This is a genomic window from Rhizobium sp. Root1220, from assembly GCF_001426265.1.
Taxonomy (GTDB): domain Bacteria; phylum Pseudomonadota; class Alphaproteobacteria; order Rhizobiales; family Rhizobiaceae; genus Rhizobium.
Map to the genome: position 1 here is coordinate 215,727 of NZ_LMDG01000001.1, position 18,091 is coordinate 233,817.

The 18,091-nt window shown below is 61.6% G+C and carries 14 protein-coding genes; 10 read left to right on the forward strand and 4 right to left on the reverse strand.

Annotation, left to right across the window (positions count from 1 at the left end):
• Positions 1-20 precede the first annotated feature (20 nt).
• A complete protein-coding gene (locus ASC90_RS01065; protein ID WP_056535203.1) occupies positions 21-458 on the reverse strand; it encodes a GNAT family N-acetyltransferase in 438 nt (145 codons plus the stop codon).
• A gap of 51 nt (positions 459-509) precedes the next feature.
• Positions 510-962: a carbon monoxide dehydrogenase subunit G gene (locus ASC90_RS01070; protein WP_056534412.1), complete on the reverse strand. Its 453-nt coding sequence runs from the start codon at positions 960-962 to the stop codon at positions 510-512.
• Positions 963-1,079: 117 nt separating this feature from the next.
• Here ASC90_RS01070 and ASC90_RS01075 point away from each other — a divergent pair, with 117 nt between their 5' ends.
• From ASC90_RS01075 to ASC90_RS01095, 5 genes are all read left to right on the forward strand, one after another.
• Positions 1,080-2,177, forward strand: a complete 1,098-nt coding sequence (locus tag ASC90_RS01075) for a class I SAM-dependent methyltransferase (protein ID WP_056535205.1) — start codon at positions 1,080-1,082, stop codon at positions 2,175-2,177.
• Entirely contained in the window at positions 2,174-3,034 is an 861-nt protein-coding gene (locus ASC90_RS01080) for an RNA methyltransferase (protein WP_056534414.1), read from the forward strand. Before ASC90_RS01075 ends, ASC90_RS01080 begins: the two co-directional genes overlap by 4 nt.
• Positions 3,031-3,534 carry a signal peptidase II gene (gene lspA / locus ASC90_RS01085; protein ID WP_056534416.1) on the forward strand — a complete coding sequence of 168 codons (504 nt, stop codon included), beginning with the start codon at positions 3,031-3,033 and terminating at the stop codon, positions 3,532-3,534. Before ASC90_RS01080 ends, lspA begins: the two co-directional genes overlap by 4 nt.
• 55 nt (positions 3,535-3,589) lie before the next feature.
• Positions 3,590-5,863, forward strand: a complete 2,274-nt coding sequence (locus ASC90_RS01090; protein ID WP_056534418.1) for an ATP-binding protein — start codon at positions 3,590-3,592, stop codon at positions 5,861-5,863.
• A 108-nt stretch (positions 5,864-5,971) separates the two neighbouring features.
• A complete protein-coding gene (locus ASC90_RS01095; protein WP_200950832.1) occupies positions 5,972-6,853 on the forward strand; it encodes a GNAT family N-acetyltransferase in 882 nt (293 codons plus the stop codon).
• A gap of 70 nt (positions 6,854-6,923) precedes the next feature.
• Here the strand turns inward: ASC90_RS01095 and ASC90_RS01100 are convergent, their stop codons facing one another.
• On the reverse strand, positions 6,924-9,209 hold the full coding sequence (locus ASC90_RS01100; protein ID WP_056534422.1) for an NADP-dependent malic enzyme: 2,286 nt from the start codon (positions 9,207-9,209) through the stop codon (positions 6,924-6,926).
• A gap of 112 nt (positions 9,210-9,321) precedes the next feature.
• Between ASC90_RS01100 and mutS the strand changes: the two genes are divergently transcribed.
• The 4 genes from mutS (at position 9,322) to murJ (ending at position 16,951) form a co-directional block, all read left to right on the forward strand.
• The gene (gene mutS, locus ASC90_RS01105; protein WP_056534424.1) at positions 9,322-12,054 is read left to right on the forward strand and encodes a DNA mismatch repair protein MutS; all 2,733 of its coding nucleotides are present in this window, start codon (positions 9,322-9,324) and stop codon (positions 12,052-12,054) included.
• 3 nt (positions 12,055-12,057) lie between these two features.
• Positions 12,058-12,333, forward strand: coding sequence for a hypothetical protein (locus ASC90_RS01110; protein WP_056534425.1), 276 nt, complete (start codon positions 12,058-12,060; stop codon positions 12,331-12,333).
• A gap of 131 nt (positions 12,334-12,464) precedes the next feature.
• Positions 12,465-15,374 (forward strand): [protein-PII] uridylyltransferase, encoded by a 2,910-nt coding sequence (locus ASC90_RS01115; RefSeq protein ID WP_056534427.1) that lies wholly within the window; start codon positions 12,465-12,467, stop codon positions 15,372-15,374.
• On the forward strand, positions 15,371-16,951 hold the full coding sequence (gene murJ, locus ASC90_RS01120; protein ID WP_056534429.1) for a murein biosynthesis integral membrane protein MurJ: 1,581 nt from the start codon (positions 15,371-15,373) through the stop codon (positions 16,949-16,951). The genes ASC90_RS01115 and murJ overlap by 4 nt, the downstream gene beginning before the upstream one ends.
• Here murJ and ASC90_RS01125 read toward each other — a convergent pair.
• On the reverse strand, positions 16,948-17,373 hold the full coding sequence (locus tag ASC90_RS01125) for a D-Ala-D-Ala carboxypeptidase family metallohydrolase (RefSeq protein ID WP_056534430.1): 426 nt from the start codon (positions 17,371-17,373) through the stop codon (positions 16,948-16,950). The genes murJ and ASC90_RS01125 overlap by 4 nt on opposite strands.
• A 295-nt stretch (positions 17,374-17,668) precedes the next feature.
• Between ASC90_RS01125 and ASC90_RS01130 the strand changes: the two genes are divergently transcribed.
• Complete coding sequence (locus ASC90_RS01130) at positions 17,669-18,073, forward strand: VOC family protein (RefSeq protein WP_056534432.1); 405 nt, start codon at positions 17,669-17,671, stop codon at positions 18,071-18,073.
• The last annotated feature ends 18 nt before the right edge of the window (positions 18,074-18,091 follow it).

The following is an 18,091-nucleotide window of genomic DNA, read 5'->3' on the forward strand; positions in this document are numbered from 1 at the left end:
CAAGCGACGTCACGAGGTCGCTAGATCGCAGGAATGAAGCTCATCTCGTCGTAGTCGCCTTCGGCCGAGGTGCCGCCTGCGGTCACCCTAAATCCGTTCGCGAGATAGAACGCCTTTGCGCGGGCGTTCCTGACCAGGCACTTCAGCCGGTATTTCTGGCGAGGCCAGTTGGGCAGAGCCCTCAGCAGGGCGGTCCCCGCACCCTTTCCCTGCCAATCCTTGCGGATGTAGAGCATGTGAATGAAGTCGTCGGGCGCCCACAGCGTCATGAAGCCGGCGATCTCGCCTTCCGGCGTCTCTGCCAGCCAGACGATCTCCCCTTGCGTGTGAGCGAAGAAATCCTGGTGGCGGAAAGCCAGCGGCTCGACCCAGGCGAACGTCTCGCGGCGAACCGCGAGATAGATGTCGGCGAGCGCTTCCTGATCCGCCTGGTCCGGCGATCTGATTGTCCATTTCATGGACATCGGATTAGACGATGCCGCGGGGCCTGCCAACTCCCTCCACCCGCTTTATTCCGCCGCCTCGGAACTGACGGCAGCGTTGAAATCCGAGAAAAACTGCCGTGCCAATTTCTGTGAACTCGAGTCGATCAGCCGAGCGCCCAACTGCGCAATCTTGCCGCCGACCTGAGCGCTCGCCTGATACTGCAGGATCGTTTCGGCGCCATCTTCCGTCAGGGTGACGTCCGCGCCGCCCTTGGCGAAACCGGCGATGCCGCCCTTGCCTTCACCCGAGATGGTGTAACTTTCCGGTGCGTTGATGTTGGACAGGGTGACCTCACCATTGAAAGTCGCGGAAACCGGGCCAATCTTTATCTTGACGGTCGCGGTCAGCTCTGTCGGCGACCTCAGCTCCAGGGCCTGACAGCCCGGAATGCACCGCTTGAGTATCTCGGGATCGTTCAAGGCCGCCCACACCACGTCACGTGGCGCGCTGATGCGCTCTTCGCCGGTCAAGTCCATGTGAAATCCTCCCATTTGGATGTCGGTAAACTTATCACGACGGGAAAGCGCTTTGCCAAGCAGAAACGGAATGCTATTTGCACGGGCTCAATCCAGTTCAGCACGCGGAAGACCACGTTGAGACAGAAAGAACGCCGGCCGGGCCAGAAATCCGGCGCCGGGTCATCCGGCGGACGCCGCGGCGATGAGCGCAGCAGCAGCCGCCCACTGAAGCCCGTGAGCAGTCCCGTGCCTTTGCGGGAGGCGGCACGCGAAGCCGCCGCAGCGACGATCGAACGCCCCTTGACGGTGCGGACGGGCGAGCGGCCTGCCGAGCGCGTGCCTGTGATCCTTGAATCGCTCGGTGCCGGTGACTTCCACCTGATCGACAGCGGTAACGGCGAAAAGCTGGAGCAGTACGGTCCCTATCGCATCATCAGGCCGGAAGGCCAGGCGCTGTGGCAGCCTTCGCTTCCGGCGCATACCTGGGAAAAAGTAGACGCGGCCTTTACCGGCGACACCGACGAAGAAGGCACGGGGCGCTGGCGTTTTCCGAAGGAAGCGCTTGGCGAGACCTGGCCGCTGAACCTACTCGGCGTCGATTTCTTCGGCCGTTTCACCTCGTTCCGCCATGTCGGCGTGTTTCCCGAGCAGATCGTCCACTGGACGTGGATGAAGCAGCAGGTCGAGGCGGCAGGACGTCCGCTCAAGGTGCTCAACCTCTTCGGCTACACCGGAGTCGCCTCGCTCGTCGCCGCCGCCGCGGGCGCGGAGGTGACGCATGTCGATGCTTCCAAGAAGGCGATCGGCTGGGCGCGCGAAAACCAGGCGCTCAGTCGTCTGGACAAGGCGCCGATCCGCTGGATCTGCGAAGACGCGATGAAGTTCATCCTTCGCGAGGAACGCCGCGGCAACACCTATGACATCATCCTGACCGACCCTCCAAAGTTCGGCCGTGGCCCGAATGGCGAGGTCTGGCATCTGTTCGACCATCTGCCACTGATGCTCGATGTCTGCCGCGAGATCTTGTCGCCGAAGGCTGTCGGCCTGGTGCTGACGGCTTATTCGATCCGTGCCAGCTTCTATTCGATCCATGAACTGATGCGCGAAACCATGCGCGGTGCCGGCGGTGTGGTCGAGTCCGGCGAATTGGTCATCCGCGAGGCAGGGCTGGACGGCAACACACCGGCGCGCGCGCTCTCCACCTCCCTTTTCTCCCGCTGGGTGCCGAAATGAGCCATGAACACAGGGGCTCCGGCCCGCACAAGGTCGGGCAGGTGAAGGAAGTCACCTCGCTTGCCAATCCGATCATTAAGGACATCAAGACACTGAGCGACAAGAAGGCGCGCGAACAGAGCGGCACCTTCATGGCCGAGGGGCTGAAGCTTGTCATCGACGCGATCGAGCTCGGCTGGACGATCCGCACCCTTGTTTATGCCAAGGCCGCCAAGGGCAAGCCGCTGGTCGAGCAAATGGCGGCGAAGACCGTCGCCTCCGGCGGGCTGGTGCTCGAGGTCAGCGAGAAGGTGCTTTCCTCGGTCACCCGGCGCGACAATCCGCAGATGGTGGTCGGCATCTTCGAGAGCCGCTGGAAGCCGCTTCGCGACATACACCCCGGCCAGGGCGAAACATGGATCGCGCTCGACCGCGTCCGCGATCCGGGCAATCTCGGCACCATCATCCGCACCGCAGACGCGGCGGGCGCTTCGGGCGTCATTCTCGTCGGCGAAAGCACTGATCCATTTTCTCTGGAGACCGTTCGTGCGACCATGGGCTCGGTGTTTGCCGTACCCGTCACCCGCGCGACGCCGGAGGAATTCATCGCCTGGAAGAAGCATGCCGGCGTTTTGGTCGTCGCGACCCATCTTGCCGGCTCCGTCGACTACCGGACGATCGACTACAAAAAGAAACCCGTTGTCATCCTGATGGGCAACGAGCAATCCGGCCTGCCGGAGCAACTGGCCAGGGAAGCCGACGCGCTTGCCCGCATCCCGCAACAGGGCCGCGCCGACTCGCTCAATCTTGCCGTCGCCAGCGCGGTCATGATGTTTGAAGCTCGCCGCCACCTTCTCTCACTCTCAGAGGCCAAATGACCGAGCAGACGCTAGAAAGACCGGCGCTCTTTTCACGACCGCTGCCGATACTGATCTTTATCGTCGTCGCCGTCGTGCTCGACCAGATCGTCAAGATCGTTGTCGATCATACGCTGCCGCTGCAGGAAGTCGTTCCGGTTGTTCCGATGCTCGCGCTTTACCGCACCTACAATCTCGGCGTCGCTTTCTCGATGCTCTCGGGCATGGATGGATGGTTCATCGTCGGCATGCGGCTGGTCATCGTCGCCTTTGTCATCTGGCTCTGGCACCGCACCGACAAGCAGCGCACCTTCGCGCACCTCGGCTACGCCCTCATCATCGCCGGGGCACTCGGCAATCTGATCGACCGCTTCCTTTACGGTCATGTGATCGACTACATCCTGTTCCATACTGAAACATGGTCTTTCGCTGTGTTCAACCTCGCCGATAGTTTCATCACAATCGGCGCGGGATGCGTGATATTGGACGAGCTGATGCAACCTAAAAGCACGGATCGCTAAAGTTTTAGTGGATTGCTGAAGGCATTCGGAACGGCCGGCGTGCTAGGCAGACAGCATGCACGGTCTGGGTCAACTGCAGGAAAGACTTGCCGCCGCTTTTGGCGGGCACGCCGCTCATCACGATGATCAGCGGTCTGAGACAGCCCATGCTCTCAAGGAAGTGGATCCGTCCTCGCAACGTCATCCGACCGGCGCCACAAAGCGCAAGCTGCTTTTCCTCTGGCTCGGCGGCATGGGCCTGGTTACCGGCACCACACTGCTAGTACTAGCCCAGATCGGCGGGCTGCTTCTGTTTGCGATTGGGCTGGGCATCGCCGCGCTGTCGTTCATCGCGGTGCTCGCGGCTTTCGCAGACCCCAGGCGCTTCGGCAAGAGGAACGCAACCCGCAAGTCCTCTTCGGAATGGACCAGGAGCGCGGCCCTCTTTGCAGATATTCACGATGCGCTCGGCGATATCACCGTCACGCGTGACATGGACCGGCGCATCGTTGGTGCCAACGAGATGTTTCGCAAGCTGACAGGTCGCCTCAAGCCGGAAGGACAAACCTGCGAGGAGATTGGCATAGCCTTTCGTCCCGGCACTCAGCCCCATCGATACGAAGTCGAAATCTCGACGCCAGAAGGTCAGCGCGTCTATTTCTGGAGCGACGTCATCACTCGCAACCCGGCGGATGGTCGCCTGCTCCTGCAAAGCATCGCCCGCGACGTAACGGAGGAGCGCCTGACGGCGCAGGCGCGCGAAGAGGCGCGGCATAAAGCGGAGTACAACAGCGCGGCCAAGTCCCGACTGCTTGCCACCGTGAGCCACGAAATCCGAACACCGCTTTCCGGCATTCTCGGCATGACGCACCTGATGAGCGAAACCCGCCTGACGCAGGAGCAACATAACTACCTGACCGGCGTCCGGCAGTCGGGCTACGCACTCACCCAGCTCGTCGAAGACCTTCTCGATTTCACGACCATTGAAGTCGGCCGCTTCCAGCTGCGTCCGCGCTCGGAATCGCTGCGCAAGCTGCTTGAAAGCGTCGTCGAAATGCTCGCACACCGCGCCCACGAAAAAGGTATCGAGATCGGCGCGACGGTATCGTCAGATGTACCGGAGCTGACGAACTTCGACGCAGCACGCCTGCGGCAGGTGCTCTTCAACGTGATCGGCAACGCCGTCAAGTTTACGCAGGCGGGCGGTGTCCTAATTCGTGTTTCACTGCAGGACGAGGACTTGCTGATCACGGTGACGGATACCGGCCCCGGCATGACGGAAGAGGAACAGGCACGCATCTTCGGTGAATTCGAGCAGGGCGGAACCACGATCCAGAAGAGCGCGGGTACAGGTCTCGGGTTGACGATCTCCGCGCGCATCATGCGCGAATTCGGCGGATCCTTGACGGTTGCGAGTGCGAAGGGAACCGGCAGCGAGTTCAGCATCCGCTTCAGCCTCGACCCGAATGAGGAAACCCGTGCGCAGCGCAACATCTTGCTTGCCGGCAACGTGGTGATATTGCTTGCCCCGGCCGGGGCAGCCCGCATGGCAATCGGAGAAACGATCGCCACGCTCGGCGGCAACTGCCATTTCGTCGAGGACGGGGAAACCGCCCGGCAGACGCTGCTTCATATGGCGCGCGACGGCCGGCGCCCGACGGATATCATCGTCGACCATCGGATGTCCGCTGAATTTGCCACGCATCTCGCCGACCGTGTCGAAATCGCGGCTCTCGGGTTGCGCAAGATCCTGCTCGTCAACCCCGAAGAGCGTAACGCCCATCCGCTCGACCTGTTCGACGCATGGCTTATTCGGCCTTTGCGCGAGCAATCGCTGATCGACGTGCTGCGCGGGCGAATCCGCGGCATGGAAAAGCGCGATGCGCTGAACGACAATCAGCCGGGCTTCAGTGTCGCCATCCCCGAGGCCGGAATTCAGGGCGGACTGAAAATCCTGCTGGCCGAAGATGATCCCATCAACGCCATGCTTATCCGTGCCATGCTTGAAAAAGCCGGACATACCGTCGAGCACGTCGACCACTTCGAAACGCTTCTGGACCGCGCGCTCGCGGAAGGAAGCGTACGCCCCGACATCGTCATCAGCGATCTTTCCATGCCGGGCGGTGACGGCATCGAAATGCTTGGCCGGCTACGCGGCCACGAACGCCGGCTCGACGTGCCGGCCGTCCCGATCATCGTCCTGACAGCCGACAAGCGTGACGAATCGCGCAGACAAGTCTTGCTGAACGGCGCAAACCGCGTCATGCTGAAGCCTGTCGATCCGATAAGACTGTTGACGGAAGTTCAAGCTGTCGCAGCCCTGTCCGCGCGCCGCGCGGAAGCACTTTAATCGCAGAACCAGCCTGGCATTTCTCCGAAATCGGGGGGTTTAAAATGTCACTTTCCTGTCGCATATAAGTGTTTTATGGCGTTTCATAACGCCGGCAATGAAAGAATCATCATGTCTGTGAACGTCTTCAACCGTGACACCGTTGCCGAGGCTCATCGGCCATCGAGCACGGCTGACGCGCCGAAGGAGGCGGATGTGTTTGGCCGCATCGGCAACCTCGAGACCCGACTCGCCCGAACCGAGAGCGAAATCGATGCCGCCCAGGCGGTCCGTTATCGTGTGTTCGTCGAGGAAATGGAGGCCAAGCTCTCGGCCGAAGCCATGCGTCGCAAGCGCGATTTCGATGCCTACGATGCCTTCTGCGACCATCTGTTGGTGCTCGATCGCTCGATTGAGGGCGACAGCGAGGACCAGATCGTCGGCACCTACCGCCTGTTGCGCCAGGAAGTCGCGATGGCGAACGGCGGATTTTACTCGGCTTCCGAGTTCGCCATCGACGAGCTGCTTGCGCGCCATCCGGATAAACGCTTCATGGAGCTTGGACGCTCGTGCGTGCTGCCCGACTATCGCACCAAGCGCACCGTCGAGCTTCTGTGGCAAGGCAACTGGGCTTACGCCCTGAAGCACGGCATGAGTGCGATGTTCGGTTGCGCCTCCTTCCCGGGGATCCATCCGGAAAGCCACGCATTGGCGTTGTCGTTCCTGCATCATAACGTTGCTGCAAAAGACGAATGGGCCGTCGATGCCCTGCCGCACCTTGCGCGTGCCATGGATCTGATGCCGGCGGAAGCGGTAAACCCGAAGAAAGCCCTGGTGGCCCTTCCTCCCCTCATCAAGGGCTATCTTCGCCTCGGTGCCATGGTCGGCTCTTCGGCGGTGGTCGATCGCGCCTTCAACACGACGGACGTGTTGATTGTCCTGCCGATAGCGAGCATTTCCGACCGTTACCTCAACTACTACGGTGCCGACGCCGGTCGCTTCGCAAGCTGATTTCCATAGACGATTAACTGGATGAACGTAGCGTCTTCCCGTTTCCGAGAAGAAGCACGACCTTTGAAGGCTACGATCCGGCGGTGTAAGCCGCGATTGCTGCCATATTGACGATGTCGGAGTCCTTTGCACCCATCGAGGTGATCTGCACCGCCTTGTCAAGGCCGACAAGGATCGGACCGATCACCGTCGAGCCACCGAGTTCCTGCAGCATCTTGGTCGAGATCGACGCCGAGTGAAACGCCGGCATGACCAGCACGTTGGCCGGTCCGGACAGGCGGCAGAACGGATACTGTTCCATAACCTTCCGGTTCAACGCCACATCGGCCGCCATTTCACCATCATACTCGAAATCGAGTCGGCGGCCGTCGAGGATATTGACTGCCTCCCGCACGCGCTCCGAGCGTTCGCCGGATGGATGGCCGAAGGTCGAGTAGGCAAGCATGGCAACGCGCGGGTGGTAGCCCATGCGGCGTGCAAAACCTGCCGCCTCCACCGCGATGTCGGCGAGCTCCTCGGCCGAGGGCATGTCGTGAACGGCGGTATCGGCGACGAAGACGGTGCGGCCGCGGCAAAGGGCGATCGATACGCCGATGACGCGATGACCCGGCTTCATGTCGATACAGCGGCGGACATCCTCCAGCGCGGTCGAGTAGTTGCGCGTGATACCGGTCACCATTCCGTCCGCATCGCCGAGCGCCACCATGCAGGCAGCGAAATGGTTTCGGTCGTTGTGGATCAGGCGCTGCGCATCGCGATGCAGGTAGCCTTTGCGCTGCAGCCGCGCGTAGAGATAGTCGATGTACGTCTCGACCCGGGTCGATATACGGGCATTGACGATTTCCAGCCCCGGCCGGTTGAGATCGATCCCGGCCCGTTCGGCGGTCGCATGGATCAGGTCCTCACGCCCGAGCAGGATCGCAGTGCCCAGCTCCTGGTTGGCATAGGACAGCGCTGCGCGCATCACCTGTTCTTCCTCCGCCTCGGCGAACACCAGCCGCTTCGGGCGACGGCGGACCCGCTCGTAGAGGCTGGCCAATGTCGAGGCAATAGGGTCGCGTCGCGCGGAAAGTTCGCGGGCATAACCCGGCATGTCGGCGATTGGCTTGCGGGCGACGCCACTTTCGATCGCCGCCTGGGCCACCGCCACCGGAATCGCCGAGATCAGGCGGGGATCGAAAGGTACCGGGATGATGTACTGCGCGCCGAAGCGTGGTCGGTTGCCCTGGTAGGCGGCGACCACGTCATCGGGCACGTCTTCGCGGGCGAGATTCGCAAGCGCGTTGACGGCAGCGATCTTCATGTCGTCGTTGATGGTGGTCGCGCGGACGTCGAGCGCACCGCGGAAAATATAGGGGAAGCCCAGGACGTTGTTGACCTGGTTCGGGTAGTCCGAACGGCCGGTCGCCATGATGGCATCGTCGCGGACGCGCGCGACTTCCTCGGGCGTGATTTCCGGGTCGGGGTTGGCCATGGCGAAGATGATCGGCCGCTCGGCCATCGAACGGATCATCTCTTCGGAAAACGCGCCTTTCTGCGAGAGTCCGAAGACGACATCGGCGCCTTTCATCGCTTCGTCCAACGTGCGCGCCTTGGTCTTGACCGCATGCGCCGACTTCCACTGGTTCATGCCTTCGGTGCGACCCTGGTAAATGACGCCCTTGGTGTCGCACAGGATGATATTCTCGGGTGCGAAACCCATCGCCTTGATCAGCTCGACGCAAGCGATTGCCGCAGCGCCTGCACCGTTGCAGACAAGCTTCGTCGTCTTCAGGTCGCGACCTGTCAGCTCCAGAGCATTGATGAGACCGGCAGCGGCGATGATCGCGGTGCCGTGCTGGTCGTCGTGGAAGACCGGGATGTCCATGAGCTCGCGCAGGCGCTGCTCGATGATAAAGCAGTCCGGTGCCTTGATATCCTCGAGATTGATGCCACCGAAGGAGGGACCGAGGAAGCGCACGCAATTGATGAATTCGTCCACGTTTTCGGTATCGACCTCCAGGTCGATAGAGTCGACATCGGCAAAGCGCTTGAAGAGCACCGACTTACCCTCCATCACGGGCTTGGACGCCAGTGCGCCGAGATTGCCCAGGCCGAGGATCGCGGTGCCGTTCGAGATGACGGCGACCATGTTGCCGCGCGTCGTGTAGTCATAGGCTGTGGCCGGATCGGCAGCGATCGCCTTCACCGGAACGGCAACGCCGGGCGAATAGGCAAGCGACAGGTCGCGCTGCGTCGCCATCGGCTTGGTCGCGTTGATCTCCAGCTTTCCGGGCCGCCCCATCGCGTGGAACTCAAGCGCCTCGTTGTCGGTGACGGACGTCACCGGCCGCTGCTTCTTCTCGGTATCGGACATTTTCCCTCCAACGTCCTGTGGGTGACGCTTTGCTCTTCCTCAATCCCAGTTGTCATCTATAGCGGCGGGCGGCTAGGGTTGGCACCTCTTTTTTAGGAAAAACTGCACCTCCGTGAACGAACGAATGGACACTCGAAACGACGCCTTTTCGGCTGCCGAGCTCGCAACGGAGGAAAGTCGCGCCTCGGCGACGCCGATGATGGAGCAATTCATAGAGATCAAGGCCAACAACCCTGACTCGCTGCTCTTCTATCGAATGGGCGACTTCTACGAGCTGTTCTTCGAAGATGCGCTGGAAGCGTCACGCGCGCTCGGCATCACGCTAACCAAGCGCGGCCAGCACATGGGGCAGGATATCCCGATGTGCGGCGTGCCTGTCCACGCGGCCGACGACTACCTGCAGAAGCTGATCGGGTTCGGCTTTCGTGTTGCGGTGTGCGAGCAGATCGAGGATCCGGCCGAGGCGAGGAAGCGCGGTTCAAAATCGGTGGTCAAGCGCGACGTGGTGCGGCTCGTCACGCCGGGCACGATCACAGAGGAGAAACTGCTTTCGCCATCGGAATCGAACTACCTGATGGCGCTTACCCGGATTCGCGGCGCAGCCGAGCCGTTGATGGCTCTGGCCTGGATCGACATCTCCACCGGCGTCTTCCGGCTTGCGGAAACGGAAACGTCGCGGCTGCTGGCCGATATCCTCAGGATCGATCCGCGCGAACTGATCCTACCGGATACGATGTTTCACGATCCCGAGCTGAAGCCGGTCTTCGACGTGTTGGGCCGCACCGCCGTTCCGCAGCCTGCCGTGCTCTTCGACAGCGCGACGGCCGAAGGCCGAATTGCCCGCTACTTCGGGGTATCGACGCTCGACGGCTTTGGCACCTTTTCGCGCGCCGAACTGGCCGCGGCTGCGGCTGCCGTCGCCTATGTCGAAAAGACCCAGATCGCCGAGCGCCCGCCGCTTGGCCAGCCGGAACGCGAGAGCGCGGCTTCCACGCTTTTCATCGATCCGGCGACACGGGCCAACCTAGAGCTTGCCCGCACGCTGTCGGGCGACCGCAACGGCTCGCTTCTGAAGGCAATCGACCGCACGGTGACCGGCAGCGGCGCACGACTGCTCGCCGAGCGGCTGATGTCGCCGCTGACAGACCCCGCACGCATCAGCGAGCGGCTCGACTCGATCGGCTTTCTGATAGAGGAGCCGTCTCTTTGTGGCGACCTGCGCGGCCACCTGAAGCATGTGCCTGATATGCCGCGCGCGTTGTCGCGCCTTGCGCTCGACCGCGGCGGCCCGCGCGACCTGGCCGCAATAAGGCAGGGTCTGAGCGCAGCATCCGACGTCGCCCGACTGCTGGCGGATGCCTTGCTTCCTCAAGAGCTGGACCAGGCGCTGTCCGGCCTGCAGGCGTTGCCGACCGATCTGGCGCTGCTGCTCTCGGAGACTCTGGGCGACGAACTGCCGCTGCTGAAGCGCGACGGCGGGTTCTTGCGCGACGGCGCCAATGCCGAACTCGACGAAGTGCGAGCACTACGCGATCAGTCAAGGCGGGTCATCGCCGGCCTGCAATTGCAATATGCCGACGAAACCGGCATCAAATCGCTGAAGATCAAGCACAACAATGTACTCGGCTACTTCATCGAAGTCACGGCCGGGAATGCCGGCCCGATGACCGACACACCCGAGGGGAAGGCTCGCTTCATCCATCGCCAGACGATGGCGAACGCGATGCGCTTCACGACGACCGAGTTGGCCGATCTCGAAAGCCGGATCGCCAATGCCGCCGACAGGGCACTCACGATCGAACTCGCGGCGTTTGACCACATGACATCAGTGGTCGTGGCCGAGGCGGAATCGATCAAGGCAGGCGCTCGGGCGCTTGCGGTCATCGATGTTGCCGCCAGCCTTGCGCTGCTCGCCGAGGAGCAGGCCTATTGCCGCCCGCTCGTCGACGGATCGAAGATGTTCGCGATCGAGGGTGGACGCCATCCCGTCGTCGAACAGGCGCTGCGCCGTCAATCTTCTGGCCCGTTCGTAGCCAACAACTGCGACCTCTCCCCGGATGCGGACGGCAAGGACGGCGCGATCTGGCTGCTAACCGGCCCGAACATGGGTGGAAAATCGACATTCCTGCGTCAGAACGCCTTGATTGCAATTCTTGCCCAGATGGGTTGCTTTGTGCCTGCGACGTCAGCCCATATCGGTATCATCGACCGGCTGTTTAGCCGTGTCGGCGCCTCCGATGATTTGGCCCGGGGGCGTTCGACTTTCATGGTCGAGATGGTCGAGACGGCAGCGATCCTCAACCAGGCGTCCGATCGCTCGCTGGTCATCCTCGATGAAATCGGCCGCGGTACAGCGACGTTCGACGGGCTTTCCATCGCCTGGGCATCGGTCGAGCATCTGCATGAAGCAAATCGCTGCCGCGGATTGTTCGCCACCCATTTCCACGAGCTGACGGTCTTGTCGGAAAAACTTGCCCGGCTTTCGAACGCCACGATGCGCGTGAAGGAGTGGGATGGCGATGTCATCTTCCTGCACGAAGTCGGACCAGGCGCGGCTGACCGCTCCTACGGCATCCAGGTCGCCCGCCTCGCCGGTCTGCCTGCGTCAGTGGTTGCGCGGGCTCGCGACGTGCTGACGCGGCTTGAGGATGCCGACCGCAAGAACCCTGCAAGCCAGCTGATCGACGACCTACCGTTGTTTCAGGTGGCAGTACGACGCGAGGATGCAGCTCGCGGGCCGTCGAAGGTCGACGAGGCGCTGAGAAACATGAGCCTCGATGACCTGACGCCACGCGAGGCGCTTGACGCGCTCTATGACCTCAAGAAGAAGCTGAAGCAGGGTTAGCCGATGTTCATGGACCGTCTGCTTCGTGAAATCCAGCTGCTGGCCAATATCTTCACCGCCATCGAGGCGCTTCGCCTGGCCGACGAGCATGGCAATCCGCGCGGCTGGGCCTCGCCTTTCGGCCTGCTGCAGATCACCCGCTGCTGCTCGACGATTTCCGATCTCGTATCGTCGATCGCCAAGGCCGGATATCGCGAGTGTGACAAGGCGATGCTTGAGGAAATTGCCCGCGAAACCCGCAAGGTTCTCTATTCGGTGAACGCACACGTCGGCGCTTGAATGTCCGCCGGCCGGGCCTGTCCTGTGACACCGCACCGGCCCAATTGCCGCGGCAACACCTTTTCGCCAAAATTAAAGGTTCATGCAGTATGAAAGCCCGTGTCAATCGGCGGGCAAAGAGGCTATAGCGCATGCATACGAAACGAGAGGCCCAGCAGGAAATGGCTGCGCCGCGCGAACAGGAAGCCGCCCCGCGCATGGCGACGACGAACGACATCGATTTCTCCGACATTCTCGATACCGCCTATCTGCTGAAGATGTGCGACGCGGTTGCTGAAGCCAACAAAAGCCGGCCAGACGTCATGCGCTCGGATCTGTTGGCGATCCTGAAGAAGGCAAGCACCGACGGACGCAACAAGGCACGCGAGCTCCTGTCTGTCGACGGCAGCGGCCTGAAATGCGCAGGGCGCATATCCTGGCTCCAGGACCAAATCATCACCGTCCTCTACCAATTCGCGATCACGCATATCTTCCCCGGACAGAAGGACAAATTCGCAGTCACCGCCGTCGGCGGCTACGGTCGAGATACGCTGGCGCCCGGCTCGGACATCGACCTCCTGTTCCTGTTCCAGCCGAAGCCGACGGACGAGACCCACAAGACCGTCGAATTCATGCTCTACGTCCTATGGGACATGGGTTTCAAGGTTGGGCACGCGACCCGGACGCTGGAAGAGTGCATCGCGCTTTCCAAGTCCGACATGACAATTCGCACCGCAATCCTCGAAATGCGCTACATCTGCGGATTGAGGTCGCTCGAATTGGACCTGGAATCCCGGTTCGACAAGGAAATCGTCACCGGCACGGGGCCGGAATTCATCGCCGCCAAACTTGCCGAACGCGACGATCGGCACCGCAAGGCGGGCGATACGCGCTATCTGGTCGAACCGAACGTCAAGGAAGGCAAGGGCGGTCTTCGCGACCTGCACACGCTGTTCTGGATCTCGAAGTACTACTACCATGTCCGCGACACAGCAGAGCTCGTCGCGCTCGGTGTCCTGTCGAAGCACGAGTACCGGGTTTTCGAAAAGGCGGACGATTTCCTCTGGGCGGTGCGCTGCCACATGCATTTCCTCACCGGAAAGGCGGAAGAGCGGTTGTCCTTCGATATCCAGCGCGAGATCGCCGAGGCGCTCGGCTATCACTCGCGGCCCGGCCTCTCGGCGGTCGAGCGCTTCATGAAACACTATTTCCTGGTGGCGAAGGATGTCGGTGATCTTACCCGCATCCTCTGCGCGGCGCTCGAAGATGAACAGGCGAAATCAACGCCCGGGTTGACGGGCGTCATCAGCCGCTTCGCGCATCGCAGCCGCAAGATAGCCGGCAGCACCGAATTCGTCGAAGATCGAGGCCGCATCGCCCTGGCAAGCCCGGACGTGTTCAAGCGCGACGCCGTCAACATTATCCGCCTGTTCCATGTAGCCGATATCAACGGACTTGAGTTCCACCCGGATGCGCTGAAGCGCGTCACACGCTCGTTGAACCTGATCGACAACGCTGTCCGCGAAGGGGAAGAGGCAAACCGCCTGTTCATGTCGATCCTGACTTCAAAGCGCGACCCGGCCCTGATCCTGCGCCGCATGAACGAGGCCGGCGTACTTGGTCGGTTTATTCCCGAATTCGGCAAGATCGTCGCGATGATGCAGTTCAATATGTATCACCACTACACGGTGGACGAGCATCTGCTGCGGACAGTCGGCGTACTCTCCGAGATCGACAAGGGCAAGGCCGACGACCTGCATCCGCTCGCCAACAAGCTGATGCCGGGGATCGAGGACCGCGAAGCCCTCTACGTCGCCGTTCTGCTGCACGACGTCGCCAAGGGGCGCCAGGAGGACCACTCGGTGGCCGGTGCGCGCGTTGCCCGCAAGCTCTGCGCCCGCTTCGGCCTGTCGCAGAAGCAGACGGAGACAGTCGTCTGGCTGATCGAGGAACATCTGACGATGTCCATGGTCGCGCAGACCCGAGACCTGACCGATCGCAAGACGATCATCGACTTTGCCGATCGCGTCCAGTCGCTGGAACGGCTGAAGATGCTGTTGATCCTGACGATCTGCGATATCCGGGCCGTCGGTCCGGGCGTCTGGAACGGATGGAAGGGGCAGCTGCTACGCACCCTTTACTACGAGACCGAGCTCTTGCTTGCCGGCGGCTTCTCCGAGGTCTCCCGCAAGGAGCGCGCCAGTTTCGCGGCGGAAGCACTATTCAACGCGCTGTCCGAGTGGAACCAGAAGGACCGGAAAACCTACAGCAAGCTGCACTACCAGCCCTATCTGCTGTCCGTGTCGCTGGAAGATCAGGTGCGCCACGCCGATTTCATTCGCCAAGCAGACAAATCGGGCCAGGCGCTGGCGACGATGGTGCGCACCGACAATTTCCATGCGATCACCGAAATCACCGTGCTGTCGCCCGACCACCCGCGACTGCTCGCCGTCATTGCCGGCGCCTGCGCTGCTGCCGGCGCTAACATCGTCGATGCGCAGATTTTCACGACGTCCGACGGACGCGCGCTGGATACCATCCATGTCAGCCGCGAGTTCAAGGACGATGCCGACGAGCTGCGTCGTGCCGGCACCATCGGGCGAATGATCGAGGACGTGCTTTCCGGCCGCAAGCGTCTGCCGGAGGTGATCGCGACCCGCACCAAGAACCGCAAGAAGAGCAAGGCGTTCGTCATTCCGCCATCGGTCAATATTTCCAACAGCCTTTCGAACAAGTTCACCGTCATCGAAATCGAATGCCTCGACCGCACCGGTCTGCTGTCGGAAGTCACCGCCGTGCTGTCGGATCTGTCGCTCGACATTCAATCGGCGCGGATCACCACCTTCGGCGAAAAGGTGATCGACACGTTCTACGTCACAGACCTGGTCGGCCAGAAGATTTCGGGTGACAGCAAGCGCGCCAACATCACCGCCCGCATGAAAGCCGTCATGGCCGAGGAGCAGGACGAGCTTCGCGAGCGCATGCCCTCCGGCATCATTGCGCCGGCAGCGACCGAGCGCACACCCGGACCGACGGAAAAGAAAGCCGATACCCCCGCATGAGCCTCGTCAGGAAATTCGCCACCGTCGGCGGCGCCACTCTCGGCAGCCGAATCTTCGGCTTCGCCCGCGAAACGCTGATGGCGGCGGCTCTTGGCACCGGGCCGATGGCCGACGTCTTCTACGCCGCGTTCCGTTTTCCGAACCTTTTCCGCAGGCTGTTTGCCGAAGGCGCCTTCAACGCTGCCTTCGTGCCGCTATTTTCCAAAGAGATCGAGGCAAACGGCATTGAAGGTGCCAAACGCTTCTCGGAAGAGGTCTTCGGCGTTCTCTTCTCGGTACTGCTTCTCATCACTATCGTGATGGAACTGAGCATGCCTCTGCTCGTGCGATTTGTCATCGCGCCCGGCTTTACCGACGATCCGGAAAAATTCTCGATCACGGTCCGCATGGCAGCGGTGATGTTTCCGTACCTGATGTGCATGTCGCTGACGGCAATGATGAGCGGGATGCTCAACTCGCTGCACCATTTCTTCGCGGCGGCAATCGCTCCCGTCTTCCTCAACGTGGTGATGATCGCCGCGCTGTTCTATTCGCTCTATACCGGCGCCGAACCGCTGGCGACGGCCTGGTATCTCTCATGGGGTGTGCTGGTAGCCGGTATCCTGCAACTCGTCGTCGTCTATTTCGGTGTCCTCCATGCCGGCATGAGCATCGGGCTTCGTTTTCCGCGCATCACGCCCAACGTCAAGCGGCTGCTGATCCTCGCGATCCCGGCCGCAGTCACCGGCGGAATAACACAGATCAACCAGATGATCGGCCAGGCAATCGCCTCCAGCCGTGAGGGGGCGATCGCAGCGCTCCAGTATGCCGACCGCATCTACCAGCTGCCGCTCGGCGTCGTCGGTGTCGCCGTCGGCGTGGTTCTGCTGCCGGAACTTTCGCGCGCGCTGAAGGGCGGCAATCTTCGCGAAGCTGGCAACCTGCAGAACCGTTCAATCGAATTCGTCCTGTTCCTGACAATCCCCGCCGCCTTTGCACTGTGGATACTGTCCGACGAAATCATTCGCGTGCTCTATGAACGAGGGGCTTTCCATCAGGAAAACACCGCGATCGTCGGCTCGATCCTCGCAGTTTACGGCATCGGCTTGCCCGCCTTCGTGTTGATCAAGGCGCTGCAGCCAGGCTTCTACGCCCGCGAAGACACGAAAACACCGATGCGCTTTTCGGCGATTGCCGTTGCCATCAACTGTGCCACCGCGCTGACGCTCTTTCCCCATCTCGGTGCGCCCGGGATCGCGGTCGCCGAAGCGGCTGCTGGCTGGATCAGCACCGCGCTGCTGTTCGGAACGCTGCTGCGTCGCGGCCACCTTGCCTGGGAATGGGCGCTAGCGCGACGGACGGCATTGCTCGTCGTCTCGGCGGCGGTCATGGGCGCAGCGATCATGTATCTCCGGCACCGCTGGGAGCCATGGCTCGCCTCTGATGCGCACTTGACGACCAAGGTCGGCACGCTCGGCCTGCTGATCGGCATCGCCATGGTCGTCTACTTCGCGACCGCGTTCCTCATTGGCGGTGCAAACCTCGGCATGATCCGGCGCAACCTCAACCGCAAGCCGGCGACGAAGACTGAGGGCTAACAATGAACCCATCGTCGCTTGGGTCCGATATCGACATGGACGATTCCATTGCAGTATCGACCGATGCCGCCGATGCCGGGTGCCGTCTCGGCGATCGCGATGATCGTGCGATCCGACACGCCGGCTACGCGGATATCGGCAGCCGCACAATGACGATGTTGCGAATGCGATCGTCCGCGCGAGCGCAGCCCCGAGGTGACGAGCGGTCGTCGGCCGGTCCTTGCCGCGATGTAGGCGAGAATGCCTCTCAGGCGCGGCGGGAAACAGTTCGCCTGTACGCTGACCGTCTGCAGGGTGTAGGCGAGCGTTTCACTCTGTTTAAGTGGTCGTATCGCCAGTCGTCTGGCATTCTGGGCACCGGCGCCGTCGAAACATGACAGGCTGAAGAGGCCGGCGAGTGCGATGGAAAATGCGGCATGCATGGTTCCCTCCCCTCGAAGAAACGCCGGGTATGCCGGCGGCTTTCTGGCGGGTGGAAAATCTCTCCCCAAAAATGGCCTTTTTGTGAAATTATCTACCTAACCGTACGGTATGCAGCGTTATTCCTAGCCGAATTGATGATATCGTCGTACCTCACAAGAGGTACAATATTTCACGCACCGAAATCCTTCTGAGCCATCGACCTCTTCAGCTCAACCCGCGGCAGCGCTATCGCCCCATGCACCGGTCTTGACCAGATCGCCGACCATCGAAAAAAGAACGCAACCGGAGCCTCCAATGACCCAGAGCCTCTTCCTCGTCACCCTGCTTGTCGATGACTATGACCGCGCCAAGGATTTCTATTGCGGCGCGCTTGGTTTCGACTGCCTGCAGGACGAACTCCAGCCGGAGGGTAAGCGCTGGGTCGTGGTCAAGCCGGGCGGTGGCGACGGCGCAGCATTTGTTCTCGGCAAAGCGGACGGCGTGCGGCAGAAGGCTGCAATCGGCAACCAGACGGGCGGTCGCGTCAGCTTCTTCCTGAAGACAACCGACTTTGCAGGCGACCACGCGAGAATGATCGCCAATGGCGTGCGGTTCATGGAAGACCCACGGCATGAGGTCTATGGCACAGTCGCGGTATTTTCGGACCCTTACGGCAACACCTTCGATCTGATCCAGCACACCGCGGCACCAACCTCTTGATTGCAAGCCGCCGCGCGT